This window comes from Spongiactinospora gelatinilytica (assembly GCF_003236385.1).
Lineage (GTDB): Bacteria > Actinomycetota > Actinomycetes > Streptosporangiales > Streptosporangiaceae > Spongiactinospora > Spongiactinospora gelatinilytica.
Genome location: NZ_POUA01000015.1, coordinates 1 through 25644, shown reverse-complemented (window position 1 = coordinate 25644; position 25644 = coordinate 1). Strand labels below are relative to the sequence as shown.

Here is a 25644-nt window from a genome sequence, read left to right as displayed (position 1 = left end):
GAAACACCGGCTTTCGTGAAATGCAGGAGGTGCGGGGACGACATCAGTCGCGTGCTTTCTGGTCCTGCGCGGTGCCGTACAGCTCCAGGTGCCACAGTTCGGCGCAGACGCGCTCGATGCCGGCCACCAGGTGCCTGCGATAGGTGGTGAACGGCAGGCCCAGCCGTTCCGCGGCCACCTCCTGGGTGGGTGCGCCGTTCAGGAAGGTCGCCGACAGGGCCCGGTGAAACTTCACCGAGCGCGGGTCCTCGCCCAGTTCGTCGATCACCTGGCGGAGCAGGTCGCGCAGGGTGGTCGCCGGGTCGCCGCCACCGCGCTCGGTGATCAGCCGGGTGCGGGTCAGCGGGGAGGACGCCAGGGCGTCCAGCCGCGACATCTGGCGCAGCGCCTGCCTGATCGCCTCGGCGAACTCCGCCCGCGACAACACCGCCAGCTTCGCGGAGGGGAATTGACCGACCGACACCGGCACGCGGCTCAGTCGCTCCAGCCACGCCTGTGCGGGCACCGCCCGCCAGTCGTGGGTGAACAGCGTGAAACGGGCGCCGTCCATCACCGGCCGTTCGGTGTGCTCGTCCAGCCCGTAGCGTCGCAGGCATTCCACGATGCCCTGGTTGGGACGCCGCATGGCGATGTAGGACCAGGCCATCCGCTCCGAGCGCAGGCTGTTGCCGACCGCGCGCCATGCCATCAGGTCCATCGCCGGGGTCTTGCGCAGGCGGGCGGGGATGCCCCAGATTCGGCCGACGGCCAGGTGCTCGCCGGCCCGCAGCGGCGCGGTGGCGCGGGCGTGCGCCCACACGCTCGCCACGACCGGATCGGCCGCGATCTCCTCATCGGCCAGGTCCGACAGGGTCAGCCAGGCGAAGAAGGCCACCGGTTCGCCGGTCTCGATCAGCCGGTACGCCCGGAACGCCTCCGGCTGCCGCTGCGCCCAGAAGACGGCCGCCGCCGCCGACTCCTCACCGTCGGATTCCGCGGCCACCTGACAGAGCTTGTCAAGGTCGCCGGTACGCAGAAAGCCCTCTTCGACCGGCGCTTCGGCGCGGGCGCTGTGGAAGGCGGAGCTGGCCTCCTCGTCACGATGCAGGTAGAGCAGCGCCCCCACCGCGCCCAGTACGTCCGCGTCCGACACAGTGTGCACCTTCTCGGCCAGGTGCTCGTGAATGCGCTCGTGCATCTCGGCGTGCCCCTGGGGGTCTCGCCAGCGGAAATCGATCTCCAGTCCTTCTCTGACCACGTCGTGCGGGAACAGCCCGAGACTGCTCGACTCGACGAACGGCAGCCGCCGCAGCCACCGGAACAACATCCCGGCCTGTTCCGGCATGAACGCGCGCAGCAGGTCCTCGGTCGTCACGAACGCGTGCGCGCAGATCTCCAGCGCCTTCTGGTGCGCCGCCGAGGGCACCTCGCCCACCATCTGGTCCAGCAGCGTGGACACGGCGTCGTGGCACAGCACGGAACCGCCCTCGCGTGTGCCGTTCCGGGCCGCCGCCGCGAGCAGCAGCGCCAGCGGGTGCCCGCCCGCGAAGCCCAGCACCGATTCGCGCAGTTCGTCGGCGACGCCGCAGGAGTCCAGCAGCGCGTGGGTCTCCTCGGGCGGCAGGTCGCGCAGCGTCATCACCTTCAGCGCCCCGACCCATCCGGGATCGGCCTGCCACTGCATCTCCGGGGGGAGCCGGCCCGCGATCACCACCAGCGCGCCCATCGGCACCCTGGGCAGGAACCTCTCCCAGAGCCATCCCTCCAGGCTCTGGATCTCCTCGAAGGCGTCGAACAGCAGGACGGCCCGGTCGTCGCGCAGCACCTCGCCGGCCTCGGCCTCGAAGGCCGCGACCGACGTGGGCAGCAGCCGCCCGTCCAGCTTCACCACCGGCCGCCCCGCCGCCTCGGCCTCCTGGGCGAATCGGCGCAGCAGTGCCGACTTGCCGATGCCGCCGGGACCATGGACGTACAGCACGCTGCACCCGTTGCCGTACAACGCCGCGTTGAAGACCGCCAGCTCCTCCTGCCTGCCCACGAAGGCCAGCTCGCGCGCGGCCTGCAGTCGCCATCCCAGCAATCCGGTCTTGTAGTCGGTCGCGGTTGACATACCTGTAATCCTCCTTGAGCGCCTGCCGGGGTCGGATCCCTGGCGAGCCCCCCATGAGCTCGTCGGTACGACTACTGAATGGAACCACCGTTGGGCTCCGCCGTTCCGTGACGAAACTACGAAACGATGACAGGTCGCGACGATACCCCTCACTACCGGCCGAAGGTACAGCTAGCTGTAGAGCGCATAAAGCGCGAAATGTGGTTAGCCTGAATCAGCAGGCAGAATGCAGTCCGGCGGATATGCCGCGCGGATCATTTAGTGCGCATTAACCATCGGCGCATCGCAAGGGTCGCTACTCTTGGTGCACCCGGGCCCGGGTCGGGCGGGAGCGGAACCTGCTCTCCGCCTCGGCCGGCCGCCGCGTCAGCGGCTCGTCCGGCTGCTCCCCGTCCGTGACCGGCTCGATCAGGTCCTCGATCGCGCAGTCGAGGATGTCCAGAAGGGCCATCAGCACCCGCAGGTTCAGCCGTTCCGGCCGCTCGGTGACCAGGCGGTAGACCTGGCTCTGCGACAGGTTGAAACCCCGTTCGGCGAGCAGCGGGCGCAGGTCGGTGGTGGCGTACATCCCCCGGCCGGCCATCACCGCGCGCAGGTGCCATCGGTAATCCAGCTTCGCCGTCACAGCGCCCCCATCATAGAAAGCGGCGCCGACACGGAACGTAGTCGCCGCGAGCGGTGCCCGACCTGCTCGCGCACGAACGCCGGGTCCGTGCCGTCCTCGAGCAGGTGGGCCATGTAGGCGGTGCGCACGCAGTACAGCGTCAGCGCGCGGTCCAGGCCGAGGGCGTCCCGGTAGCCGGCGAAGCGGTCCTCGATCTCCCTGGTGCGCAGCCGACCGCCGCGCTCGGTCGGCCACATGGCCGGCAGGTGGCCGCCGCGGTACCGGGGCCGGACGTTGGCCAGGTAGTCCTGGACCGCCTCCACCGCCCACGGCATCAGGCTGACGACCGTCCGCCGCTGTGGGACGTTCTTGGTCCGGCGGCCGGTGCGCACCCGCAGTGAACCGAAGCGACCCAGCTGCGGGACGTCCGGATGGGGCTGGAAGTCGGCGACGTCCAGCGCGGACGCCTCCGAGCAACGCAGCCCCCACGCGTAGATGACCTTGAAGACCGTGGCGTCCCGGTAGCTGGCCAGCGCCCCCTTGTGTCCCTGACGCAGGGACTGCTCGACCTGCTCGTCGGCGTGGTCGAGGAGGAGTTGGACCTCCCTGCGGGTCATCGGCCGGCGCCCGGGGTCGCCCTGATAGCCGACGAGATGCGCGTCGGTGTTCCAGTCCTGGCAGACCTGCACGGGAGTCGCGCCGAAGTGGGCCTCGCACTCCGCCACCCAGCCGTGCTGCGGCGAGGTGACATAGTCGCAGAAGAGCCGGAGCGCGGCCTGGTAGCCGCGCACGGTCGACTGCGCCCTGCGCCGCTCCGTGGTCAGGTGGGTGATCCACCTGTCCACGTGCCCAGGCGACCACTGCCAGGGATAGGCGGCGATGAACCGGGCGAACCGGCGCACCACCTGTTCCCGGAAGCCGATCGTCGACGCCTGGAAACGCCCGGTGCCGCCTTGCTGCCGCGCCCACCCCTCCAGCATCGCATCGAAGACGGCCGCCTCGATCTGATCACCGGACACGCTCTCTCCATCATGGTAGGGCCGGTCAGGTACCGGCCAGTTCGCGCGCCGTGACGCTCAACCCGAAGGCATTGCTGGCCTTGACGAGCACCACGTCGCCCGGTTCGAGAAGTTCTTTGGCCAATCTGACTGATCCGGGGACGTCTTCGGCCAAGTGGACGGACACGCCCGCGTTCGCGAACTCCGTCTCGCCCGCCATCGCGACCGGATCCCCGGGTCCGACCGCGATGAGTACGTCGATGCCCAGGTCGGCCACCAGCTTGCCGAGCTGGACATGCCGCTCCCGGCTGGCCTCCGGGTGCATGCCGCCCATCGCGCCGAGCACGGCGACCGTACGGCGGGACCCGGCCAGCGCCTTCAGCGCGTGCAGCGCCGCCCGCATGGACTCCGGGCCGGCGTTGTAGGCGTCGTTGATGATGGTGACGCCGTCCGGCCGTTCGACGATCTCCAGCCGGCCGCCGGAGCGGCGTCGCGCCGCGTTCAGCCCGGCGGCGATCTCCTCGATCGGGACCCCCAGCGCGGTCGCGGCGGCGGCGGCCGCCAGCGCGTTGCTCACCTGGTGCTCGCCGATGACGTCCAGCGTGACCCTGGCCCGGCCGGTGGGGGCGACCAGCTCGAACGTGGGCCGCGCCCCCGCGCCCAGGCGTACGTCCTCGGCCCGCACCTGCGCCGTCTCCGACCTGCCGAACGTCATGACGTGGGCCTTGGTCCGGCCGGCCATCCTGGCGACGTACGGGTCGTCGGCGTTGATCAGCGCGTGGCCGTCCGGCGGCAGCGCCTGGACCAGCTCGCTCTTGGCCTCGGCGACGTGCTCCAGGGTGCCGCCCATGGTGGTCATGTGGAAGTTGGCGACGTTGAGCACCACGCCCACGGACGGCGGCGCGATATTGGTCAGATACCGCAGATCGCCCTTCGCGCCCGCGCCCATCTCCAGCACCAGGTACCGGGTGGTGGCGTCGGCCCGCAGCACGGTGAGCGGCAGGCCCAGCTCGTTGTTGAACGACCGGTCGGTGGCGATCGTGGGGGCGTGCCGTTCGAGTATCTGGGCCAGCAGGTCCTTGGTGGTGGTCTTGCCCATCGAACCGGTGATGCCGACCACGGTCGGTTCCATCCGCTCCAGCGTGTGCCTGGCCAGTACGCCGAGCGCCGCCTCGACGTTCCCGACCACCAGGGCGGGCACGCCGACCGGCCGGGAGGCCAGCACCGCGACGGCCCCGTCGCGGATGGCGGCGGCGGCGTAGTCGTGCCCGTCCACGCGGGCGCCGACCGTGGCGGCGAACAGCCCGCCGGGCACGACCTCGCGGGAGTCCACCGCGGAGGGCGCGGTCACCAGCGCCTCGGGGTCGGACACGTCGTGCAGGCCGGCGTCCAGCAGCCAGGCGATCTCGTTCAGCGGCATCGGTATCATGAACGGCTCCTCGCGAGCGCCAGGTCGATCAGCCGGTGCAGCACCTCGGGGTAGGGCACCCCGCTCGCCGCCCACAACTTGGCGTAGATCGAACGCGGGGTGAACCCGGGCATGGTGTTGATCTCCAGCACGTTGATCCGCCCGCGGTCCTCCTCGTAGAGGAAGTCGATCCGCGACAGCCCGTAGCCGCCGACCGCGCGAAAGGCGCGCAGCGCCAGTTCCCGCACCTCCTCGGCGACCCGCTCGGGCAGATCGGCCGGGACGATCACGGGGTCGATGGTGGCGTGGTACTTGGCCTCGTAGTCGTTCCAGCCTTCGGCGAGCGGGCGCAGCTCGCTCACCACCGACAACTCGGCCTCGTCGTAGCCGCCGAGCACGCCGCAGTTCAGCTCGCGGGCGGTAACGCCCTGCTCGACGATGACGACCCTGTCATAGGTGAGGGCCAGTTCGACGGCCGCGGTCAGATCGTCGGAGGAGGTGACCCGGGTGATCCCGATGGAGGAGCCCATGTTGGCCGGTTTGACGAACAGCGGGTACTCAAGCGGCTTGACCAGCCCGGCGGCGTCGGTCGTGGTACGCCAGTCGCGCTCGGTGAACCACACGCCGTGGGTCACCGGGATGCCCTCCGCGGTGAAGGCGCGGCGCATCGCGACCTTGTCCATGGCCACGGCCGAGGCCAGCACGCCGCAGCCCACGTACGGCAGGCCCACCGTCTCCAGATGTCCCTGTACCGAGCCGTCCTCGCCGTAGGGCCCGTGCAGCACCGGGAAGACCACGTCCGCCATGCCGCGACGTAGCTCCACCGGCCACCTGCCCTGCCGGTCGATCACGATGGGGAAAGGGTCGTACAGCTCTTGGGGCAGAGCGTCGAGCACGGCCTGCGCCGACTGCAGCGACACCTCGTGCTCGGCTGACGGCCCTCCCGCCAGCACGGCCACGCGCAGGCGTTCAGTCACGGTCGATCGACCTTCCTTGCAGGGGGACAGGGGACATATGGGGGACATCGGTACGCGCAACACCTGAGTGTCGGGCCTTCTCCTGATCAAATCCCAGGCCATTCCCTGCCCAGTTCTTGACCGGTGCGTACGTGTCAGGGGTGCGACGGGGCGTCATGAGGTCACGCCAAACGAATCCTGAACTGTCACGAAAGGACACCGTACGCACTCCATGGCCTCGGGCGTAATCCGTGCTGGTCACGAACCTGACCACGGCCCTGGCGGTCACCATGAGGGGGACCTACCACTCAGCAGTCCACTTTTTGTCCATTTACCGCGCTGTGCCGATGATTCCGGCGTTCCGGACGAACCGATCGGGGGGACGGGGTCCCGCTAGGCTCGTCCCATGACGACATCCTTCCGCCTGATCGTCACCGGGGGCGGGTCCGGCGGCCACACCTACCCGGCCCTCACCGCCGTGCGCACGCTCCGGGCCAGGCTCGCCGCGCAGAGCAGAGCGCTGGAGGTCGTGTGGATCGGCACGAGCAACGGCATCGAGTCGCGGGTCGCGCCGGCCGACAACATCCCCTACGCGACGGTCGCCACCGGCAAGATCCGCCGCTCCGCCAACTTCCTGAAGATGCTGTCCCCGGCCAACCTGCGGGACATGGCCCGGGTGCCGCTCGGGGTGGCGCAGGCCCGGCGGATCGTGTCCGGGTTCCGGCCGGACGTCGTCCTGGCCACCGGCGGCTACGTCGCCGTCCCCGCGGGGCTGGCCGCCCGCATGTGCGGCCGGCCGCTCGTGCTGCACGAGCAGACCGTGCGGCTGGGGCTGGCCAACCGCAAACTGGCCGGTTCGGCCACCCGCATCGCGGTCTCCTCCGAGTCCACGATACCGCTGCTGCCCGAGGCGGCCCGGGGCAACGCCGTCGTCACCGGCAACCCCATCCGGCCCGAGCTCCTCAGCGGCATCCCGGACCGGGCGATCCACGCCCTGCGGCTGCCCGGCTTCGACCGTCGGCTGCCCACGGTCTACGTCACCGGCGGCTCGCTCGGGGCCAGGCAGGTCAACCACGTCGTGCGCGACCTGCTGCCGTGGCTGCTGGTCCGGGCCAACGTCATCCACCAGTGCGGCCGGGACATGTACGACGAGCTGCGCCAGCAGCTCCCGCCCATGCACCCCGAGCTGGTCGGCCGCTACCACCTGACCGGGTTCATCGGCCCGGAGCTGCCCGACGTGCTCGCCCTGGCCGACGTCGTGATCTCCCGTTCGGGGGCGGGCACGCTCGCCGAGCTGACCGCGCTCGGCAAGCCCGCCGTCTTCATCCCGCTGGCCACCTCCGCGGGCAACGAGCAGGCCCACAACGCCCGCCATCTCCATGAGGCGGGGGCGGCGATGGCCCTGCTCGGCGAGGTCACCCCGGAGACCCTGCGCCACGCGGTCGAGCCGCTGCTGACCGACCCGGCCCGGCGGGCCGCGGTGGCCGCCCAGGCCCGCGCGCACGGCAAGCCCGACGCGGCCGACCGGCTGGTGGACGTCATCCTGTCGGTCGCCCCGGCTCCGGTGCCCGGCTGACCTCATACGGCTTCCAGCCGCGGCCGGTACCCGAGCCGCCCCCTGGTGGCGACGAGCAGGACGACCGCCAGGGTGGTGGTGGCCAGCAGTTGCACGGGCATGGAGCCCGCGTGCGAGCCGATGGTCGGGAACATCGACTCGAAGGCCAGCGAGAAGAAGGTGTTGATGCCGATGTGCAGGATGATGGCCAGCGGCAGGCTCTCGCCGGTCCGGTTGAACACCCAGGTCATCACGATGCTGAGGGTCACGCAGGAGGCGACGAACTGCACCACCGTCAGCGGCTGCACGTCCGGCCAGCCGCCCCACTCGCTGAGGAACAGCGGCAGGTGCCAGACGCCCCACAGCGGCCCGAGGATCAGCGTGGCCACGACCGGCCCGTACTTCGCCTGGAGGCGGGGCAGCGCGAAGTCCCGCCAGCCCGGCTCCTCGGCGATACCGGTCGTGATGAACTGCAACAGCATCAGCGGCAGGTAGAGCACCAGCACCTGGGCCGGCGGGGCCTGGATCTGCCCCCCGCTGATCGCCAGGGACGTGACGGTCAGTGCGCCCGGGACGCCGACCAGCACCCCGAGGTACCAGCGCCAGCTCACCCGCCACTTCCACAGGCGCGCGGTCCAGCGGCGCACGCCGGGCCGCCCGTCCGCGATCCTGGTCACCAGGTACGCCGAGACGATCGGCCCGAGGTAGGCCCCGGGGAGCATGCCGAGGATCTGCGTCGTCCCGAGCACCGCGGGGAAGCTCCACTCCCAGACCCCGAGGCCGGTCCCCGAGAGGATGTACGGAATCCAGGCGAGCCAGCTCAGCGTGTTGGCGAGGATGAAGAAGGACAGCAGCGGGCGGCGGCGGATGAACCCCGTCAGCCCGCCGGCGGACTGCCGATCGACATCCGCCAGACGGTCGGTGACCATCGTTGTTTCCTCTCGGAGGCGCTTGATTCGTGCCGGATCAGCACATCACCGGCGGCCTCCGAAGTCGCTGTCACCAGCACCCCGACCGGGGGTACAGCCAGGGGTACCACGCGACTACAGCCAGTCGTCGGGCGCGCGCGGCACCGACGCGACCAGGGCGCGCGTGTAGGGGTGCCGGGGCCGGTGATCGCCACGATGAGCGGGGCGAGCAGCGGTTCCGGCAGGGTGGACAGCACGTCGAAGGCGCGGGCCAGGGCCTCGTCCAGCCACTTCGGCGACAGCCCGGCGGCCAGGCCGAGCAGCACGCCGCCGGAGACGGCGAGGACGGTGACCGCGACGCCGATGCTGACGGAGTGCCGGGCCCCGTGGACCACCCGGGCCGGCACGTCCCGGCCCAGGTGGTCGGTGCCGAGCAGGCCGCCGCCACCGGGCGGGGCGAGCGCGCCCGCCGGGTCGGCGGCCTCGCGGAACGCCTCGCGCACCCGCTGGTCGTCGGGCACCTGGTTGAAGTGCGGTATCGGCCCCTCCGGGAGCAGAACCTGGGTCTCCTCATCGCCCGGCCGGTCCTCCGGATGCACGGGGCAGGCCGGTCACCTCGCTCCAGAATTGCGCTAATTCGTAGGCGTTCGAGCAGTCGATCGCGACATTCTGTACCACAGAGACCATGTCTCGATCTTGCCCGGCCGCCCCCGTTCCGGGCCACTCACAACTATCGTCGGCATCGCACGGCCCCCCGTCACCGCGAACAGGAGCGAGATGAGCACCCGTCAGCCCACCGGATGGATGAAGAACGTCGCCATCGCCCTGTTCGCCGCCGTCGCCGCGATGCTCATCGCCTGGATCTGGCTGGGCGACTGGCGCTGGGGCGCCACGGCGGGTGTGGTCTTCGTCGTCGCCTTCGTGTTCCTCAGCCTCTCGATCCAGGACCGGACCCCGGGCGACCAGCGGAAGGACTGAACCCGACCATGGCGATCACCAACCGGCAGGCGGCGGGGCGCACGTTCCTGCGCGAACTGTACGCGGACGTGTACTTCCCTGATCACGTCCTCGACAAGGGCCGGGCGATCCTGGTACGGCTGTGCGAACGGATCGAGTCCGAGCGGCCATCGGACCTGGCGTCCCTGTACCGGCTGACCCAGGCCGCCACGGAGGAGTTCGACCGGCTGGAGGCGGAGTTCGAGGCGGCGGGGAGCGAGATCGAGACCGTCGCCCGGGAGGAGATCGCCGAGGACTTCTGGTTCATCGCAAGAAGCGGCTCAGGGGGCTTGGTGTTCAACCGGCGAGCCGCCAGCATGGGCGATGCCGGCTGATGCCAGCGGGGCGATCAGGCCGAAAGCCGAGCAAGCCCGGTAAGCGCCGGGCCAACATCAGATGTTCGCCGGCAGCCCATTTGCCTCGGGGTTTTCGCCTGCTCTTTTCCCATCAAGAAGGGAACTGCATCTGTGATCGTCATGAAAAGGTGCGGGTCGTTCTGGCCACCGCCGTACTGGTGACGGGGGGCCGCGCGGCCGTCCAGGCCGGCGCCGGCACCACCGAAACGACGAAACAATCCGGCACCGCCGCCGCGTCGTACCGCATCACCCACAATCAGAGCGGACGCCGCCTCGTCGGCAGCATCTCCAGGGCGTGCGCCTGAATGTCTGCAACAACAACGGCTACCAGATCTGGCGATGAACTGACCGCCACCACGCGGCGGGCCGGGGCGCGGGCCTTCCACGTCCGTGGCCCGGCCCGCGACCAGTACGCCCTGACGGCAGACACGGGAGTTAACGCAGGGGCTCAGTCGCCGCTGGCCGTGCAAGTCGGGCACGGAAGCGCGGCCAGAACGCCGCCCCGGAGGGCGGGGCGCCGGGCTGTGGCCGGTAGGGCGCGATGTGGGGGCTCAGTCGCCGGTGGCTGTGCAGGCAGGGCATGGAAGTGTGGCCAGGACGCCGCCCCGGACGTTGGCGACGGATCTCTGGTCGAGGCAGATCCGGCAGGAGATGCCGGCGAGGCGGGGGTCGGCCCAGCAGCGGTCTTCCCAGACCGGTGGGGGCTCGGTGGGCGTGGTGGTCACGTTCCCCGGCGGCTGGTCGGTGCCACGGCCGGAGCAGCGGCCGCACCGGAGGACGTACCCCGGCAGGGTCCGGTCCTCGCCGCTTCCGCCGCAGTCGGGGCAACTGCCGCCGCTCATCGGCCGTTCGTCCCGGCACAGGCCAGGGGGCCGCCTCCATCGTCCACGCGCTCACCGTACGCGTGCCCCGCCTCCCGTGTCACCCCCGCTGCGAGCCGGACGACCGGTGGCCGGCAGGCAGCAATCGGAAATTCACGACACGGGCGACCGTCACCTGGTGACGAAAGGCGGCCCCCGGCGGATGCTGAATGCGGGCGCGCGGCCGATGCTCCTCCGTTCCGGCCGCGCGCCCGGATTCCGCCGGAGAACACGTTCCGGGCCATCGAAGAAGAGGAAAGGGCCGCGATGACCACAGCTCCGACAGCCGGTTCGACCCCCGCAACGACCCCCCGGCCACGGACGCGCAGGCGACCGTGGGTGAGCACCTTGGTGGGCATGTTCGGCGCACTCGCGCTCGTGTTGGGCCTGGCGTATCCCGCCCAGGCCGACGTCATCCCGAAAATGCCGCAGAACGCAGACGGCCTGGAGCAGACGTTCTCCCCCGCATACGACTACGACAAGGACGGCTGTTACGCCACGGCGGCCATCACCTCGTCGCGGTACGCCAACCCGGGCAGGGGCCTCGGCGGCGCGGTGAACGGCAACTGCCGCGACCTCGCGCAATTACAGGAGTCCAACACCTACGCGCGGGCGAAGTGCAACAACGGCTGGTGCGCGATCATGTACGCCAGCTATTTCGAAAAGGACCAGACGGTGGACGGCTGTAGCGTCGAACCGGGCTGCGGCCACCGGCACGACTTCGAGCACGTCGTCGTGTGGGTGCAGAACAACCAGGTGCAGTACGTTTCCTACTCCGAGCACGACTACTGGGAGACCCACCACCGTTCGAGCGTGCGCTTCGATTCCAGCGGCACCCACCCGAAGGTCGTCTATCACAAGGACGGCGGTTCGACGCACTGCTTCCGCCTGGCCAACAGCGGCGACGAGGCGATCGAGAACCACACCGGCGGGTGGTTCTATCCGCGCCTGGTGGGCTGGAACGGCTATCCCAGCGTGGACTTCCGCAACCAGTTCATTTATCACACCAGTTACGGCCGGGCCACCATCAAGCTCGGTACCGAGACCATGAAGAGCCACCTCGCGGCCTCCAAGCCGGGCGGCATCTCCTTCGACCCCTGGGCCTGACCCCAGCGCACCACCCCATCACCGCCCCGGCCCGCCCCAGGGCCGGGGCTCACTTCCGCCGCAATCGGATGAAATGGACAATTCCCAGGTCCGCCGTACCGCGAGTCAGCCGAAAACCTGTCCGTCACGGCCTCGCCGGTATATAGCTATGCGTTAGGGGGAGTCACTCCGCGCATTGCTCCTGGGAGGCAGCCTCATGGTCAAAGCGCGCCAGAAGAGGCGGGCCAGGTTCACTCGGGCGAATGCGGCGGTCCGCGTCCGGGCCCAAAAGACCGACCCGGCGCACGAAACCGACCAAAGCGGGGCGGGGCGGTGGAAGGCCATGCGGACATGGCTGGCCGGAATCCTCGGTGCCGTGATCGTCGCGGCGATCGGCATCGTGTTCACCGACTGGTTCAACACAAGCGGCCCCGACACCGTCGAAAGGATCAGCGGACAGCCCCCGCTCACCATCGGCCACGTGGCCGTGGACTACACCACGCGGCACACCACGCTGCGCCGGCCGGTGACCGACCCCGGGGAGCGGGCGCTCCTGCTGGGCGCCGGTTCCGGCTCCAGCCGGGACGCGATCATGGCGAGCCACGACTGGGCCCCGCTCGGAACGACGGACGTCACAGCCGTTCTGGCCGGCAACCGCAGCAGCCTGCGCATCATCGACATCATCCCACGCGTCCTCGCCCGCAAGCCGGTCTCGGACGGCGCGCTGTTCGTCTACGCCCCCGAGGGAGTGGCCAAGACCATCGAACTGTCCGCCGACCTGGACCAGCCGGCCCCCCGCTTCACCACCACCAGAGACACCACCGAAGACACCGCCAGAGACCCGGGCACCTCCTACTTCCGGAAAAAGCAGATCGACCTGAAACGCGACGAGCCGGTCACGCTGGTCATGTCCATAACGGGCTCGGCGGCGTACTACGAGTTCGATCTCCAGGTCACCGTGCTCGCGGAGGGCGACCGGACCGAACAGATAACGATCAAAGGCCCCGACGGCCGCCCGTTCCGGGTGAGCGGCATCGCCGACCGCTACCGCGCCTACTACGGCCGCTCCGCACTGGGCGGCTGGCAGCCCCTCTCCCGCGCCGCCGCATGCGCGAAGGTCGAGAAGAACCAGAAGCCCGGGGAGTGCTGACCGTGCTCGGCCCCCGTTCGGTGGCGGTCCTGGCCGCGATGGTCATGGCGGCCTACCCGGCCGCGGTCGCCGATGCCCCGCGGTTCCGGCCGGTGCCCGCCGAATGGCGGGTGGCCTGGTCGATGCGCACGGACCTGCCCGCCAACCCACCGTCCTTCGAGACCCCGCGGCACGCCGTGTCCGGCGACGCGCTCGCCGTGGCGACACGCGAGGGTGGCCTGCGGATCCATGATCTGCGTACCGGTGAGCTGAGGCGGACCGTCCCCGCACGCACCGAGCCCATCACGGGGGTGTGGATCGCGGCGGACGTCCTGGTCGTGTCGAGAGGGACACCGGAGAGCGGGACACCGGACCAGGCCGAGAAGACCCTGGAGGCTCATGACCTGGCCACGGGTGCCGTGCGGTGGCGGCGCACGATCGCCTTTCACCAGGTGCCGATGAGTGTGAACCTGGAGTACCTGGACTCACCGATCATGGTGACCGAGCGCGGCATCATCGTGTTCGAGCGGTCGGCCGAGCCCGTCGTCGCGCACGCCCTCGATCTGCGGACCGGCGCGACCACGGCTCGGACGACGTACGCGCAGGGGTGCGACATGCGCAGCGCCGCGACCCCGCGAGCGGTGGTCCTGCTCAGCCACTGCGCGCGCACCGGGCCACAGCTCGCCTCGCTGACCCCGCGCACCCTGCGGCCCGCCTGGACGCGCCCGCTGACCTCGCCCTTCGCGGCGCTGGAGGACCCCTATCTCTCCGTCACGACCAACGCGGATGGGCACCTCCGGGTCAGGGTCGGGTCGGACGACTCCTTCTACGACGCTGACGGCCGCCCGCTGCCCGGCGCCAGGGAGGCCACCGGCATACCGAGCCCGCGCCGCTGGAGCCCGCCCCTGTTCGCCGACTCCTACTCCGAGGCGGCCCACCGGCGCGAGGCCACCCCGGAGAACCGGTGGCCGTTGCCCGCGTTTCTGGTGTCGCTGGACCCCGGCACCGGGCGGCTCGGCGGGCTGCCGCTGGACGTGCCGCACGAGCACGCCACCCTGATCGGCTCGATCCAGGACATGGCCTTCGTGCACGGCACCGTCCCCGGTGACGACCGGATCACCGCGTACAAGCTGGGCTACGGTCCTGCGCGCGGGCCCGCCCGGTTCGGTGGTGTCCCGGCGAGTGCCTGGCCGCCCGCCTGCTCCCTGCTGGCCGGCCGTGACCTTTCGGTTTTCGCCGAGGGTTACCGCGTGCTGCCGGGCTCGGACCATCTCGCCGGTACGACGCCGGCGAAATGCGACTGGATTCCGCGCACGGACGACGGCGCCGTCGTCTCGGTCTCCGTGGAGGCGGTGTCGCCGTCGAGCGCGGGGGCGCGAAAGCTGTTCGCCGCCGAGGTAGCGGCCGTCAAGGCGGCCAACGCCCATGATCCGACCACGGAAGGCCCCGGTTTCCTGTCCTACACGCGGGCCCGGCCGACCGGGTATCTCGGTGCGACGATCATCAATGTGGGCCCCGTCATCGTCCGGATCAGCTCCTCGTCACGGCCGGCGGTGCGGCTGATCTCCCCGTTGCTGCGGGACAACCTGCTCGCACGTTACCAGCCGGGCGTCCGCGCCCCCGCCGGCCCGCGCCCGCGCGGCTGGAACCTCCCGGCCGACGGGGCCTTCTACGCCGATCCGGTGGTGGCCCGTGGTGTCGTCCACGCCACGAGCGACGACGGCACGGTGCACTCACTGGACGCCGCCACCGGCGCGGAGCGGTGGCGCTACCGAATGGGCGATGTGGGCGCCCACGTTCAGGTGGCGGCCGACGGCACCGTGTTCGCGGCGGCCGACGAGCGGCTGGTGGCGCTGGACGCGGCCACCGGCCGGAAAAGGTGGAGCCGCGAAATGGAGGTCAGCACGACGCCAGTGGTCTCTCAAGGCCGCCTCTACGCCTGGACCACCTTCACCGACGCGCCGAACGCCGAGCTCGTCGCCCTGGACGCGACCACCGGCCGGAGGCTGTGGACCTTCCGGCCGCCGGGCGATTTCGCCGCCCCCACCCCCTTGATCGCCGGAGCGGCCGTCCATGTCGGCGACGTCAACGGCATGCTGTACGCGCTGGACCCCCGCACCGGAGCCCGCAGGTGGCGCTCGCCGGTCGGCGGACGAAACGACACCGTCCATCTGGCACGGACCGGCGACGTGGTCTACGCCGCGAGCGAGAGCGGCGACGTCCGCGCGCTGGACGCCGTCTCCGGGAAGGTCCGCTGGAGTTCGCAGGTCCACGGGACCGTCGGCTTCCGCCCCGTGGTGGCCGGCGGAATCGTGTACTTCGCCAACAAGTTCGGCACGACGTACGCGCTGGACACCCGCTCCGGCAGGCGCCTGTGGCGCTTCCCCGCAGTGGGCGGCGAGGACGGAAGGGGCTGGGAGCCCGTGGTGGCCCAGGGCGTCGTCTACGCGGGCGGCCCCGACAGCGGACTGCACGCCCTCGACGCGGCGACCGGCGTGGAGCGCTGGAGCGCCGCGCTGAACACCGGCTACTCCTTCCGCCCGGCGGTGGCGGATGGAGCCGTGTACCTGGGAGACGCCCAGGGAGTCCTGCACGCCTTCGACACCGCCACCGGCCGGGAACGATGGCGTTTCCAGACCGGAGGCGACGTACAGACGCGCCCCGTCGTCACGAAGGACTTCGTCTACCTCGGCGTCTCGAACGGCAACCTCTACGCGCTGCCCACCGCCACCGGCGGTTAGCCCGCCCGGAGGGCGCGGGAGAGGGCGTTCGTGCCGTCCTGCGTGACCGGGGTGCTGAGCATGATGGGCCCCTGGGACATGAAGCGGGGCCGGGTGCCGCGGTGTTCGTCGGCCGCGTGGACGGTCAGCGGGTGGACGAGGTAGATGTCGCCAGGAGCGCCGGTCGCGTACGCCAGTGGCCGCCCTTCCGAGGCCGCGTCCAGCAGCGGACCGGCCTCGAAGGGGTCGAGCACCTGGTCACCGAGCGCCTTGGCGGCGTCATGGTGCGAGCCCACCCGGATGCGGGTGGGCGCGTCGTCCGGCCCCACGTCCGACAGCAGTACCAGCAGCAACATCGCCTCCGGCCGCCCGGACACGGCCCACGAGCCGTCGGGCCGGGCGACGGAGGCGTCGATGTGCCAGCCCCGGTCGTCGACGGGCGACCGGCCGGGGAAGCGGATCGGCATGTTGCCGAGGGCGGCACGCGGCGCCCAGCCGCCGGGCCCGGCGATCTCGTCGAGTGCCCGGTACAGCTTCGGGCTGGTCATGATCTGCCCGAAGGGGCCCTCCCCGGTGAGGTCGGCCGTCCACACCACCGGCTCCCGCCAGCCGGACGGGTCGTCGGGCGACAGGCCGATCCGCTGCCATAGCAGCGCCCTGGCCGCGTCGCCGACTTCACGCGGCACGGCCGCCGTCAGCTTGACGAACCCGTCGGTGACGAAACGGTCGATGTCCACGCTGGTCATGCGAGCACCCTAGCGAGCGCCGGGCCGGACCGAAATCGAATTTCAGGGCAGGCGGTACTCCAGATCGGGGGCGACGACGGTGATGTCCATCTGGGCCTTCTGCAGGTGACCGGAGAAGTCCCAGTTCAGCGACTGCCAGCGGGTGAACTGGTCGAGCACCCACATGCCGGACTGGCGGCTGCCGTTGCCGGACTTGCCGTTGCCGCCGAACGGCAGGTGCGCCTCGGCCCCCGACGTGGTGTTGTTGACGCTGACCATGCCCGCGCCGATCCCCCGGCGGAACCGGAAGGCGGAAGCCGGGTCGGTGGTGTAGATCGCCGAGGACAGGCCGTAGCCGGGGGCGTTGGCCAGTTCGATGGCCTCGTCGAGGGTCCGGTAGGAGGTCACGCCGACGATCGGGCCGAAGGTCTCGGTGTCGAACAGCGCGTCGCCGGGCCGGACCCCGGAAACGATCACCGGGTGGTAGTACAGGCCGCCGGAATCGCCGGTGAAGCCGGCCCGGGGGCGCTCGTCGCCGATCCGGCCGATCGCGGTCGAGCCGTGCACCTCGTGGTGCGAGGCGATCTGGCCGAGCGTCTTCTCGTAGGAGTGGGCGAACTTCTCGTCCAGCAGCGGGCCGTACAGGACGTCGCCGGTCGGGTCGCCGATCACCGCCGCGCGGGTGGCCTCGTCGAAGCGGCGCAGGAACTCCGGCAGCACCGACTCGTGCACGATCGCGGTGCCCAGGGAGGTGCAGCGCTGCCCCGCCGTACCGAACCCGGAGAACAGCGCGCCCTCGACCGCCTGGTCGAGGTCGGCGTCGGCGGTGACCACCATCGGGTTCTTGCCGCCCAGCTCCAGGCACGGCGACTGGAGGTGGCGCCCGCACAGCTCGCCGATGCGCGCGCCGACCTCCGAGGAGCCGGTGAAGCCGACCTTGTTCACCGTGCCGGCGCCCAGCGCCTCGGTGAGCCCGGCGAAGGTGTCCGCGCCGTCGGCGAAGACCAGGTTGAGCACGCCCTCGGGCAGGCCCGCGTGGGCGAACAGCTCGTACAGCGCCTCGGCGGACGCCGCGGAGTACTCGGCCGGCTTCCACACGACGGCGTTGCCGCACAGCAGCGCCGGCACCAGGTACCACGACGGCACCGCGACCGGGAAGTTGCCCGCCGTGATGACGGCGGCCACGCCCACCGGCTGGCGGAAGGTGAACAGTTCCTTGTCCGGCATCTCCGAGGGCACCGTCTGGCCGTACAGCCTGCGGCCCTCGCCCAGGAAGAACGTGCAGGTGTCGATGACCTCCTGCACCTCGCCCCTGGCCTCCTTGAGCGGCTTGCCGATCTCGCGGGTCACCAGCCTGGCCAGCTTCTCGGCGTTGGCGCGGACGAGCTGCCCGGCGTGGGCGATCACCTCGCCGCGCGCGGGCGCGGGCAGGTCGGCCCAGGCCCGCTGGGCCTGCTTGGCGGTGCGGGCGGCGGCGGCGAAGCCGGTGGCGTCGCTGAGCTGGACCTCGGCGACGAGTTCGCCGGTGGCGGGGTTCGTCGAGCGGAAGGCCCGCCCGGCGGCGGCCTCACGCTCCCCGGCGATGACGGAACGTACGGTGTGCGACACGCGATCGATCTCCTTCTACGGACCGGCCGTCACGAGCCGGTGCGGATGCTGTGGGAGCACCCGTTCAGGTGGTCTTGCGCGACGGCATGGGCGCGTTCGCCGTCGCGGTCGAGGATGGCCTGGATGACCTCACGCTGGTCGAGTACGTGCGGGGCCAGGTCCGGCAGCCGGTCAAGGCGGTGGAACCAGATCCGGATGCTGAGGTTGAGGTACATGGTGAGGGTGCCGGCCAGGAAGGGGTTCTGGGCGGCGTTGAACACGCACCGGTGGATCTTTGCGTCGAACAGCACCAGGCGCTTCAGGTCGGCCCCCGACTCGATCTCTTTGGTGATCTCGTCGGACAGCCGGGCGAGTTTCTCCCGCTGCTGGGCGGTGGCCCGGCGGGCGGCGAGCTGGGCGGCGATGCCCTCCATCGGCACGCGGACCTCGGTCAGCCAGAGGTCGTCGTCGATGTGGATGTCGGCGGCGAATGTGCCGCGTCGTGGAAAGACCGTGACCAGGCGCTCCTGCGCCAGGCGTTTGAGCGCCTCGCGTACCGGGGTGCGGCCCACGCCGAGCTCCGCCATCAGGCGTTCCTCGTCGACGGGCGAGCCCGGCCGGATCCTGGTCGTGACGATCTCATCGCGTATGTAGGCGTATGCCCGTTCGGCCATCAATAAGCCGTCGGTCACCTGCGCCATCCCTGCTCTCCTGGTGTTGACGTACTTTCCCGGCAAAGCCTACAGTCCGACGGCGCACTGATATATCAGTTGTGTGTGAGATGTATGTAACTTTGTCTCGCCGGATGCGTCAAGGCCCCCTCTACCGGCTCACGGTCAGACCGGCTCACGGGAGACGCAGGCCGGAAAGGAGCGCGGACAGCCCGGCCTCGAAGAGGTGGTCGAGGTCGAAGTCGTACCCCTCCGCGCCGAGTCCCGTGATCATCTTGGTGAACAGCGGGTACCGGCCGGAGGCCATGAACGCCTTCATCTGCGTTCCGTGGACGTCCAGCCACTGCTCGCTGGACAGCCCGGTGGCCGACAGCATCTGCGCCTCCCGTTCGATGTGCACGGCCAGGCCCTGCACGTAGGCGTAGACCAGGATCTCTATGGTGAGCGCGGTGTGGGAGTCGAGGCCGTCGAGCGCGCGCAGCATGTGCTCGCTGTGCCCGAGCAGCCCGGGCAGCGTCAGCGGGCGGCCGAGCGGGGTGAGGATCGACAGCCACGGGTGCCGCCGGTAGATGCGCCACAGCGTACGGGCGACCGCCGCCAGCCGCTCCCGCCCGTCCAGGCCCTCGGCCGGATGCCGCTCCTCGCCGTAGGCGAGGTCGGCCATGAGCCGGACCAGCTCGTCCCTGCCGCGCACCTGCCGGTGGACCGCCGCCGCCGCGACGCCGAGCCGGGCCGCCACGGCCCGGACGGTCACCGCGCCCAGCCCTTCGGCGTCGGCGATGGCGATCCCCTCCCGCACGATCGCCTCCCGGGTCAGCTCCACCGGCCTGGCGCGCCGCCGGGGACGGCTCGGCGCGACCGCCACCACCGTCCCCGACCGGGGGCGGGCCGTGAGCAGACCCTCGTCCTTCAGCACGGCGAGCGCCCGTGCCGCGGTGGCCGTGGCCACCGTGAACTCCCGGGCCAGGGCACGGGTCGAGGGCGCCTTGCCGCCGGGGGCCAGCTCGCCCTCCCGGATGCGCCGGCGCAGCTCGGCCGCGATCCGCAGGTACGGTGAGTCCATCCATCTGTCCTAGCACAGTTGAGGTCGGGAGCGGGCGGAACTGGGCTAGCACAGTTGGACGGCCGGCGGCGGCCGGGAATACCAAGGATCCATGACTTCCGTACTGATCTCAGGGGCGAGCGTCGGCGGGCCGGCGCTCGCGTTCTTCCTCCGCCGCCACGGCTTCACCGTCACCGTCGTCGAACGCGCCCCCGCGCCCCGCCCCGGCGGCCAGGCGATCGACGTGCGCGGCGCCGCGCTCACCGTCGCCGAACGCCTGGGCGTCCTGGCCGAACTGCGGGGCCTGCGCACCCACATGAAAGGCACCTCGATGCTGGACGGCGACGGCAACGAGCTGTGGCGGTCCACGGAGGTCGCGCTGTCCAGCGGCCGGCTCGGCGGCGACGACATAGAGGTGCTCCGTGAGGACCTCACCGGCCTGTTGCACGAACGGGCGCGACAGGACGTCGAGTACGTCTTCGGCGACTCGATCACGTCACTGACCCAGGACGAGCATGGCGTGCGCGTCACCTTCGAGCGCTCCGCTCCCCGCGCCTTCGACCTGGTGGTGGGCGCGGACGGGCTGCACTCCAACGTACGCGGGCTCGCCTTCGGCCCGGAGCGGGAGTACGTCCGGCACTTCGGGACCTACCTGTCGATCTTCTCCACGGACAACTACCTCGGCCTCGCGGACTGGCAGACGTGGTTCAACGACGGGCCGGCGGGCGGCGCGGTCTACCCGGTGCGCGGCAACACCGAACTGCGCGTCAATCTCGGCTTCCAGAGCGAGGAGCCGATCGAGTACGACCACCGCGACGTCCAGGCGCAGAAGCGGCTCATCGCCGACCACTGCGCACATGTGCGCTGGGAGGTCCCCCGCCTGCTCAAGGCCATGTGGGCGGCCCCGGACTTCTACTTCGACTCGATGGCGCAGGTCCACATGGACCACTGGTCGGCGGGCCGGGTGACCCTGCTCGGCGACGCGGGCTACTGTCCCTCTCCGTTGTCCGGCCAGGGCACCAGCCTGGCGCTGGTCGGCGCGTATGTCCTGGCGGCCGAACTGTCCACGGCACCGAACCACGAGGCCGCCTTCGCCGCGTACGAGGCCAGAATGCGCCCCTTCGTCACCCTCAACCAGGCGTTGATCGAACAGAACCGCGAGGCCATGGAACACGAACCCACCGAGGAGTCCGGAGTCGACCACGCCAAGAACGCGATCCGGCTCCCCGACCTCTGACGCCCATGGTCAACTCCGAAACCGTGTGCCGGGGTCGTGCCGCCACCACCAGGCGATGGACGGGATGGGGGGCGGATCGGTGGAGTCGTCGCGCGGGGTGAGGCGCCGCCGCCGGGCTCGAAGGCCGGGGACCCGCCCTGACCGTCGAGGTAGAGGTAGCGGTCGCTGGTGAGCGCCCAGTCGAGCGATCCGCCGATGTAGTGCTCCAGCCCCGACAGGTAGTGGGTCAGATCGGGGCGGCGCAGCCGGAGCCGGTCGCGCATCCGGATGAACAGGGTGGTCACCCGGTCCATGAGGATCATCATGCGTTCGACGCCCTCGGTGTCCCGGTGCAGCGCGTCGAGGACGTGGCAGATGACGCTGGACTCGCTGAGCGTCCAGCTCCGCTCGTAGGTGCCGTCGTCGCGGCCCTGGCCCAGCAGGTATTCGACCGCCGCGCCGAGCACATCGGCGTGCCGGTCCCACCCCCCGCTCAGTGCCACGACGGCACCGGCGGTCATGTCGGGCTCGGACGGATGCCCGGCCAGGTAGGTGGGGAACCCGCCGTCGGGCCCCGCCGTGCCGGTGAGGTAGCGCTCGGCCGCCATGATCACCGCCTGGTGGCGGCCGGGATCGACCGCGCGCAGGAACTCCACGCACCGGGAGGTGTCGTCCACGTCGGTCTGGACGGTCTCGGTGCAGTAGCCCCATGCGCCGTCGGGCAGTTGCGCGCTCGCGATCCAGTCGGCCATCCGGGCCACCACTTCGGGCCGCTCGCCGCAGGCCGCCAGCGCGATCCCGGCCATCGCGGTGAGATAGACGTCCTGGGAGCCGACGAACGGGACGCCGCCATCGGGCCGCCGGGTGCCGGACACGGCCGCGAGCCCGGCGCCCAGCAGCGCCCCCTTGGGCTCGAAGGTGCGCAGCGCGTGCAGGGCGATCAGGTGGGCGAGCACGTTGCCCTGCCAGGGCCGCCCCAGCAACGTGCCGGTGGCCAGGCGGCCCGCGAGGAACGCCTGGTCCTCGGGGTCGGACCGGCCACGGGCGTGGGCGCCGAGGATGTTGCTCGCGCACAGGACGAGCTCGGTCCACAGGGCCTGCCCGCCGTAGGGGACGACCGGCAGGTCGGCCATGGGCGCCAGGCCGAACAGCGCGAAGACGGTGGCGAGGAGGACCTGTTTGCGCTCGCCCGTGCTGTGCGTGAAGGTGGCGCGGAACCGGTCCGCGCGGGCCGGGTCGGGGTGCCCCAGCGCGGCGGCCCAGATGATCGCGCTGCCCTCGTCCACGGGCTCCGCCATGGTCAGGTACTCGGTCAGCGCCCGCTGCTCGCCGGGGCCGGTGTCCTCGGCCTGCAACAGGCGGAGGAACAGCGCGGATTCCAGGATGCGGCTCTCACACGCGTCGAGCAGCCGCCCGTCTGGAGCCACCCGACCGGCCAGAAAGCCGATCAGCCGCCCCCGCACATCAGCGGAGCCCGGCTCGCCGGGCTCCACCTCGCCGGACACCGGAGAGTCGCGGACGGCTCACCGGACTTGGATCTGCGATCTACCTGAACGTGTCTTTTTACCTGGATCGGTCCAGATCCACCCAGCCATGATCCGGCGAGAGGTTCGTCGGAGCGGGGGATGGATGGACGTGCTGCTCGGCAACAGGCCGGTTCTCGCCAGCAGCGACCTTGACGAGGTACGGGACGAGGTGGGCCGGATCTTCTGCCCGCACAAGCTGGACCTCGCCGGGGCGGCGTCGTTGCTGTCGGCGCGGTTCAACTCGGTGGGGCTCGGCTCGGTACGGATCAGTTACCTGGACTACGGGGCCGACGTCCGGATCGAGCCGGGTGACCTGGGCACGTTCTTCCTGGTCATGATCCCGCTGGCCGGGCGGAGCCTGATCCGCGGGGGCGACCAGGAGATCGTCTCGACGCCCGAGACCGCCGCCCTGCCCTCCCCCACCAGGCACCTGGACATGCGGTGGGCGGCGGGCACCCCGCAGTTGATCGTCAAGTTCGAGCGCACGGCGATCGAGTGCGCGCTGGAGCAGTTGCTCGGCGAACCGCTCGACCGGCCGATCGTCTTCGACCTGGGCGTGGACCTCACCGCGGGCTGGGCGCGCGCCTGGCGCGGGATGGCCGACCTGATCGTCAGGGAGGCCGAGCACGACGACGGGCTGACCGCGCAGCCCCTGGCCATCGCGCACCTGGAGAACGCGCTGGTCACTTCGCTGCTCACGATGCAGCCCTCCAACTACCGGGAGCGGCTGACGGCCCCCCGGCCCCCGGCGCTGCCCAAGGTGGTGCGGCGGGCACTTGAGTTCATCGAGCAGCATGCGCACCTGCCGATCACCACCGAGGACGTCGCGCGGGCCGTGGCGGTCAGTGGCCGCTCGCTCCAGGAGGGCTTCCGTGCCCACCTGGGCCGTACGCCGATGGCCCGGCTCCGCGAGGTACGGCTGGCCAGGGCGCACGAGGAGCTGTCCGCCGGGGACCCGTCCCGCACTACCGTCACGACCGTGGCCGCCCGCTGGGGTTTCCTGCACCAGGGGCGGTTCGCCGCGCAGTACCGGCAGAGGTACGGCAGGCACCCGTCGGAGACCCTGCGCCGCGGCTGAACGCGACCCCGCGCCGGATGGATGAGATCCGCGCTCAGTGGATGGATCACCCGGCCCCCGTCTTCGTACCGTTTCAGTGTCACCCCAGATCACCACAGAAGGGACGCCCTCCATGCGTGAAATCCTCGTCGTCGGCGCCGGCCAGGCCGGGTTGCACCTGGCCATCGGCCTGCTCCAGAACGGCTACGACGTCACCGTGGTCTCCAACCGCACCCCCGAGTCGATCCGCGACGGCCGGGTGATGTCCGGCCAGTGCATGTTCGGCACCGCGCGGGCGCATGAGCGGGCGCTCGGCCTGGACCGCTGGGCGGACGTCTGCCCGCCCATCGAGGGCATCGAGCTGTCGGTCCCGGCCCCCGGCGGCGGCAAGGCGCTCGGCTGGTCGGCCCGGCTGCACGCGCCGGCCGCCGCGGTGGACCAGCGGGTCAAGATGCCGGCCTGGCTGGCGGAGTTCGAGCGGCTGGGCGGCAAGCTGGTCATCCATGACGCCACCCCCGGCGACCTTGAGGAGTACGCGGCCCGGTACGACCTGGTGCTGGTCGCGGCCGGGAAGGGGGAGATCGCCTCGCTGTTCGAGCGGGACGCGGCGCGCTCGGCGCACGACGCCCCGCAGAGGGCGCTGGCGGTCACCTACGTCAACGGCCTCACCCCGCGGCCGGAGCACTCGGCGGTGTGCTTCAACCTGCTGCCGGGCGTCGGCGAGTACTTCGTGTTCCCCGCCCTGACGCACACCGGCCCGTGCGAGATCATGGTGTTCGAGGGGTTGCCGGGCGGGCCGATGGACTGCTGGGGCGACGTACGCGGCCCCGCCGAGCACCTGGCGCGCAGCCGCGAGATCCTGGCGACCTACTTCCCCTGGGAGGCGGAGCGCTGCGCGGACATCGAGCTGACCGACGCCAACGCGGTGCTGACCGGGCGGTTCGCCCCGACCGTGCGCCACCCGGTCGCCGTGCTGCCGTCCGGCGCGCCGGTGCTCGGCGTCGCCGACGTCGTCGTACTCAACGACCCGATCACCGGGCAGGGCAGCAACAACGCCGCCAAGTGCGCCGCGGTCTACCTCCAGGCCATTCTGCAACGCGGCGACCAGCCGTTCGACGCGGGATGGATGGGCCGGACCTTCGAGCGCTTCTGGTCGCAGGCCCGGCACGTCACCCGCTGGACCAACGCGCTGCTCGCCCCCGCCGAACCGCACCACCTGGAACTGCTCGGCGCGGCCGGGCAGGTGCCGCAGATCGCCTCCCGCTTCGTCAACGGCTTCGACGACCCCACCGACTACACCGAGTGGTTCCTGGACGCCGACAAGGCGCGGGCCTACCTCGGGCAGGTCGCGGCATGAGATCGCTGCGCGCGGCGCTCGGGCAGTTCGCCACCGGGGTGGCGGTGGTCACCACCGTGACCCCGGACGGCGAGCGCGCGGGCGTGACGGTGAACTCCTTCTCCTCGGTCTCCCTGGACCCGCCGCTCGTACTGTGGTGCCTGTCGGACCGCGCGCCGAGCGCGCCGGTCTTCCTGCGGGCCGGGCGGTTCGCGGTCAACGTCCTGGCCGCCGGCCAGGACGAGCTGTCCACCCGGTTCGCGACCCCCGCCCCGGACAAGTTCGCCGGGGTGGACCTGCTCACCACCCCCACGGGCCTGCCCGTGCTCGCGGGGACGCTGGCCACGTTCACCTGCCGTACCTCGCACGTGTACGCGGGAGGCGACCACCACATCTTCCTCGGCGCGGTGGAACACCACGAGCGCTCGGCGGGCGAACCACTGATCTTCCACTCCGGCCGCTACCGCACGGTCGCCACGAGCCGGCCCGTGGCGGCATGAGCGTCAGGAACGACTGACGGCGACCCCGACTCCGAGGGCCACCAGGGCGGTACCGGTCACCGCGTCCATGCTCCGCCGTACCGCCCGGCGGGTGAACAACCGCCGCAACGCCCCCACGACATTCGCCACCAGGACGAACCACACCAGACACACCCCCGCCGCTATCGCGCTCAGCAGCAACGTCGCCCCGAAGGCCGGGGCGTCCCCGAGGAACTGCGGCATCAGCGCCACGTAGAAGACGATGACCTTGGGGTTGAGCAGGTTGGTCAGCAGCCCCCGCCGAAAGCCCACCCAGGCCGACGCGGCCGATCCGTCGATC

Annotated in this window: 23 protein-coding genes and 1 pseudogene; 11 read left to right on the top strand and 13 right to left on the bottom strand. The window is 71.1% G+C overall.

Annotation, left to right across the window (positions count from 1 at the left end; genetic code table 11):
• Positions 1 to 43: 43 nt before the first annotated feature.
• The 5 genes from C1I98_RS03665 to C1I98_RS03645 all read right to left on the bottom strand — a co-directional run bounded on the left by C1I98_RS03665 (position 44) and on the right by C1I98_RS03645 (position 6076).
• Positions 44 to 2089, bottom strand: a complete 2046-nt coding sequence (locus C1I98_RS03665; protein ID WP_111165635.1) for an ATP-binding protein — start codon at positions 2087 to 2089, stop codon at positions 44 to 46.
• 295 nt (positions 2090 to 2384) lie between these two features.
• Complete coding sequence (locus tag C1I98_RS03660) at positions 2385 to 2714, bottom strand: helix-turn-helix domain-containing protein (protein WP_111165634.1); 330 nt, start codon at positions 2712 to 2714, stop codon at positions 2385 to 2387.
• Entirely contained in the window at positions 2711 to 3712 is a 1002-nt protein-coding gene (locus tag C1I98_RS03655) for a tyrosine-type recombinase/integrase (RefSeq protein WP_199536702.1), read from the bottom strand. Before C1I98_RS03655 ends, C1I98_RS03660 begins: the two co-directional genes overlap by 4 nt.
• A 25-nt stretch (positions 3713 to 3737) precedes the next feature.
• Positions 3738 to 5120, bottom strand: coding sequence for a UDP-N-acetylmuramoyl-tripeptide--D-alanyl-D-alanine ligase (locus C1I98_RS03650; RefSeq protein WP_111165633.1), 1383 nt, complete (start codon positions 5118 to 5120; stop codon positions 3738 to 3740).
• Positions 5117 to 6076, bottom strand: a complete 960-nt coding sequence (locus C1I98_RS03645; RefSeq protein WP_199536701.1) for a D-alanine--D-alanine ligase family protein — start codon at positions 6074 to 6076, stop codon at positions 5117 to 5119. The genes C1I98_RS03650 and C1I98_RS03645 overlap by 4 nt, the downstream gene beginning before the upstream one ends.
• Before the next feature lie 385 nt (positions 6077 to 6461).
• On the opposite strand from C1I98_RS03645, the gene C1I98_RS03640 reads away from it, so the two are divergent.
• Positions 6462 to 7631, top strand: coding sequence for a UDP-N-acetylglucosamine--N-acetylmuramyl-(pentapeptide) pyrophosphoryl-undecaprenol N-acetylglucosamine transferase (locus tag C1I98_RS03640; RefSeq protein WP_111165631.1), 1170 nt, complete (start codon positions 6462 to 6464; stop codon positions 7629 to 7631).
• A gap of 2 nt (positions 7632 to 7633) precedes the next feature.
• Here C1I98_RS03640 and C1I98_RS03635 read toward each other — a convergent pair whose 3' ends face one another.
• Both C1I98_RS03635 and C1I98_RS46305 read right to left on the bottom strand, forming a co-directional pair.
• Entirely contained in the window at positions 7634 to 8539 is a 906-nt protein-coding gene (locus C1I98_RS03635) for a CPBP family intramembrane glutamic endopeptidase (RefSeq protein ID WP_111165630.1), read from the bottom strand.
• A 482-nt stretch (positions 8540 to 9021) separates the two neighbouring features.
• Positions 9022 to 9205, bottom strand: a pseudogene (locus C1I98_RS46305) (VOC family protein); the annotation flags it as partial.
• Positions 9206 to 9295: 90 nt separating this feature from the next.
• Between C1I98_RS46305 and C1I98_RS40295 the strand changes: the two are divergent.
• The 3 genes from C1I98_RS40295 (at position 9296) to C1I98_RS41145 (ending at position 10175) form a co-directional block, all read left to right on the top strand.
• Complete coding sequence (locus C1I98_RS40295; RefSeq protein WP_146607264.1) at positions 9296 to 9496, top strand: hypothetical protein; 201 nt, start codon at positions 9296 to 9298, stop codon at positions 9494 to 9496.
• An 8-nt stretch (positions 9497 to 9504) separates the two neighbouring features.
• On the top strand, positions 9505 to 9849 hold the full coding sequence (locus tag C1I98_RS03620) for a DUF5713 family protein (protein ID WP_111165629.1): 345 nt from the start codon (positions 9505 to 9507) through the stop codon (positions 9847 to 9849).
• 149 nt (positions 9850 to 9998) lie between these two features.
• Complete coding sequence (locus C1I98_RS41145) at positions 9999 to 10175, top strand: hypothetical protein (protein WP_158557900.1); 177 nt, start codon at positions 9999 to 10001, stop codon at positions 10173 to 10175.
• A gap of 246 nt (positions 10176 to 10421) precedes the next feature.
• Here the strand turns inward: C1I98_RS41145 and C1I98_RS03615 are convergent, their stop codons facing one another.
• Positions 10422 to 10712 (bottom strand): hypothetical protein, encoded by a 291-nt coding sequence (locus tag C1I98_RS03615; protein ID WP_111165628.1) that lies wholly within the window; start codon positions 10710 to 10712, stop codon positions 10422 to 10424.
• Positions 10713 to 11069: 357 nt separating this feature from the next.
• On the opposite strand from C1I98_RS03615, the gene C1I98_RS03610 reads away from it, so the two are divergent.
• The 3 genes from C1I98_RS03610 to C1I98_RS03600 all read left to right on the top strand — a co-directional run bounded on the left by C1I98_RS03610 (position 11070) and on the right by C1I98_RS03600 (position 15686).
• On the top strand, positions 11070 to 11837 hold the full coding sequence (locus C1I98_RS03610; protein ID WP_233507141.1) for an NPP1 family protein: 768 nt from the start codon (positions 11070 to 11072) through the stop codon (positions 11835 to 11837).
• A gap of 322 nt (positions 11838 to 12159) precedes the next feature.
• Positions 12160 to 12966: a hypothetical protein gene (locus C1I98_RS03605; protein WP_111165627.1), complete on the top strand. Its 807-nt coding sequence runs from the start codon at positions 12160 to 12162 to the stop codon at positions 12964 to 12966.
• Positions 12924 to 15686: an outer membrane protein assembly factor BamB family protein gene (locus C1I98_RS03600; protein WP_111165626.1), complete on the top strand. Its 2763-nt coding sequence runs from the start codon at positions 12924 to 12926 to the stop codon at positions 15684 to 15686. Before C1I98_RS03605 ends, C1I98_RS03600 begins: the two co-directional genes overlap by 43 nt.
• Here C1I98_RS03600 and C1I98_RS03595 read toward each other — a convergent pair.
• The 4 genes from C1I98_RS03595 to C1I98_RS03580 form a co-directional block, all read right to left on the bottom strand.
• A complete protein-coding gene (locus C1I98_RS03595; RefSeq protein ID WP_111165625.1) occupies positions 15683 to 16411 on the bottom strand; it encodes a phytanoyl-CoA dioxygenase family protein in 729 nt (242 codons plus the stop codon). The genes C1I98_RS03600 and C1I98_RS03595 overlap by 4 nt on opposite strands.
• 42 nt (positions 16412 to 16453) lie before the next feature.
• Positions 16454 to 17998: an aldehyde dehydrogenase family protein gene (locus tag C1I98_RS03590; protein ID WP_111165624.1), complete on the bottom strand. Its 1545-nt coding sequence runs from the start codon at positions 17996 to 17998 to the stop codon at positions 16454 to 16456.
• Positions 17999 to 18027: 29 nt separating this feature from the next.
• The gene (locus C1I98_RS03585) at positions 18028 to 18678 is read right to left on the bottom strand and encodes a GntR family transcriptional regulator (RefSeq protein ID WP_233507138.1); all 651 of its coding nucleotides are present in this window, start codon (positions 18676 to 18678) and stop codon (positions 18028 to 18030) included.
• Positions 18679 to 18823: 145 nt separating this feature from the next.
• Complete coding sequence (locus C1I98_RS03580; RefSeq protein WP_111165623.1) at positions 18824 to 19711, bottom strand: GntR family transcriptional regulator; 888 nt, start codon at positions 19709 to 19711, stop codon at positions 18824 to 18826.
• A gap of 91 nt (positions 19712 to 19802) precedes the next feature.
• Here C1I98_RS03580 and C1I98_RS03575 point away from each other — a divergent pair, with 91 nt between their 5' ends.
• From C1I98_RS03575 to C1I98_RS03560, 4 genes are all read left to right on the top strand, one after another.
• Positions 19803 to 20927, top strand: coding sequence for an FAD-dependent monooxygenase (locus C1I98_RS03575; protein WP_111165622.1), 1125 nt, complete (start codon positions 19803 to 19805; stop codon positions 20925 to 20927).
• A gap of 1608 nt (positions 20928 to 22535) precedes the next feature.
• A complete protein-coding gene (locus C1I98_RS03570; RefSeq protein WP_111165621.1) occupies positions 22536 to 23510 on the top strand; it encodes an AraC family transcriptional regulator in 975 nt (324 codons plus the stop codon).
• Between the two features lie 112 nt (positions 23511 to 23622).
• Positions 23623 to 24846 carry a styrene monooxygenase/indole monooxygenase family protein gene (locus tag C1I98_RS03565; RefSeq protein WP_111165620.1) on the top strand — a complete coding sequence of 408 codons (1224 nt, stop codon included), beginning with the start codon at positions 23623 to 23625 and terminating at the stop codon, positions 24844 to 24846.
• Positions 24843 to 25325 carry a flavin reductase family protein gene (locus tag C1I98_RS03560; RefSeq protein ID WP_111165619.1) on the top strand — a complete coding sequence of 161 codons (483 nt, stop codon included), beginning with the start codon at positions 24843 to 24845 and terminating at the stop codon, positions 25323 to 25325. Before C1I98_RS03565 ends, C1I98_RS03560 begins: the two co-directional genes overlap by 4 nt.
• 3 nt (positions 25326 to 25328) lie before the next feature.
• Here the strand turns inward: C1I98_RS03560 and C1I98_RS03555 are convergent.
• On the bottom strand, positions 25329 to 25644 hold a 316-nt coding region (locus C1I98_RS03555), incomplete at its 5' end, for a LysE family translocator (RefSeq protein ID WP_158557899.1).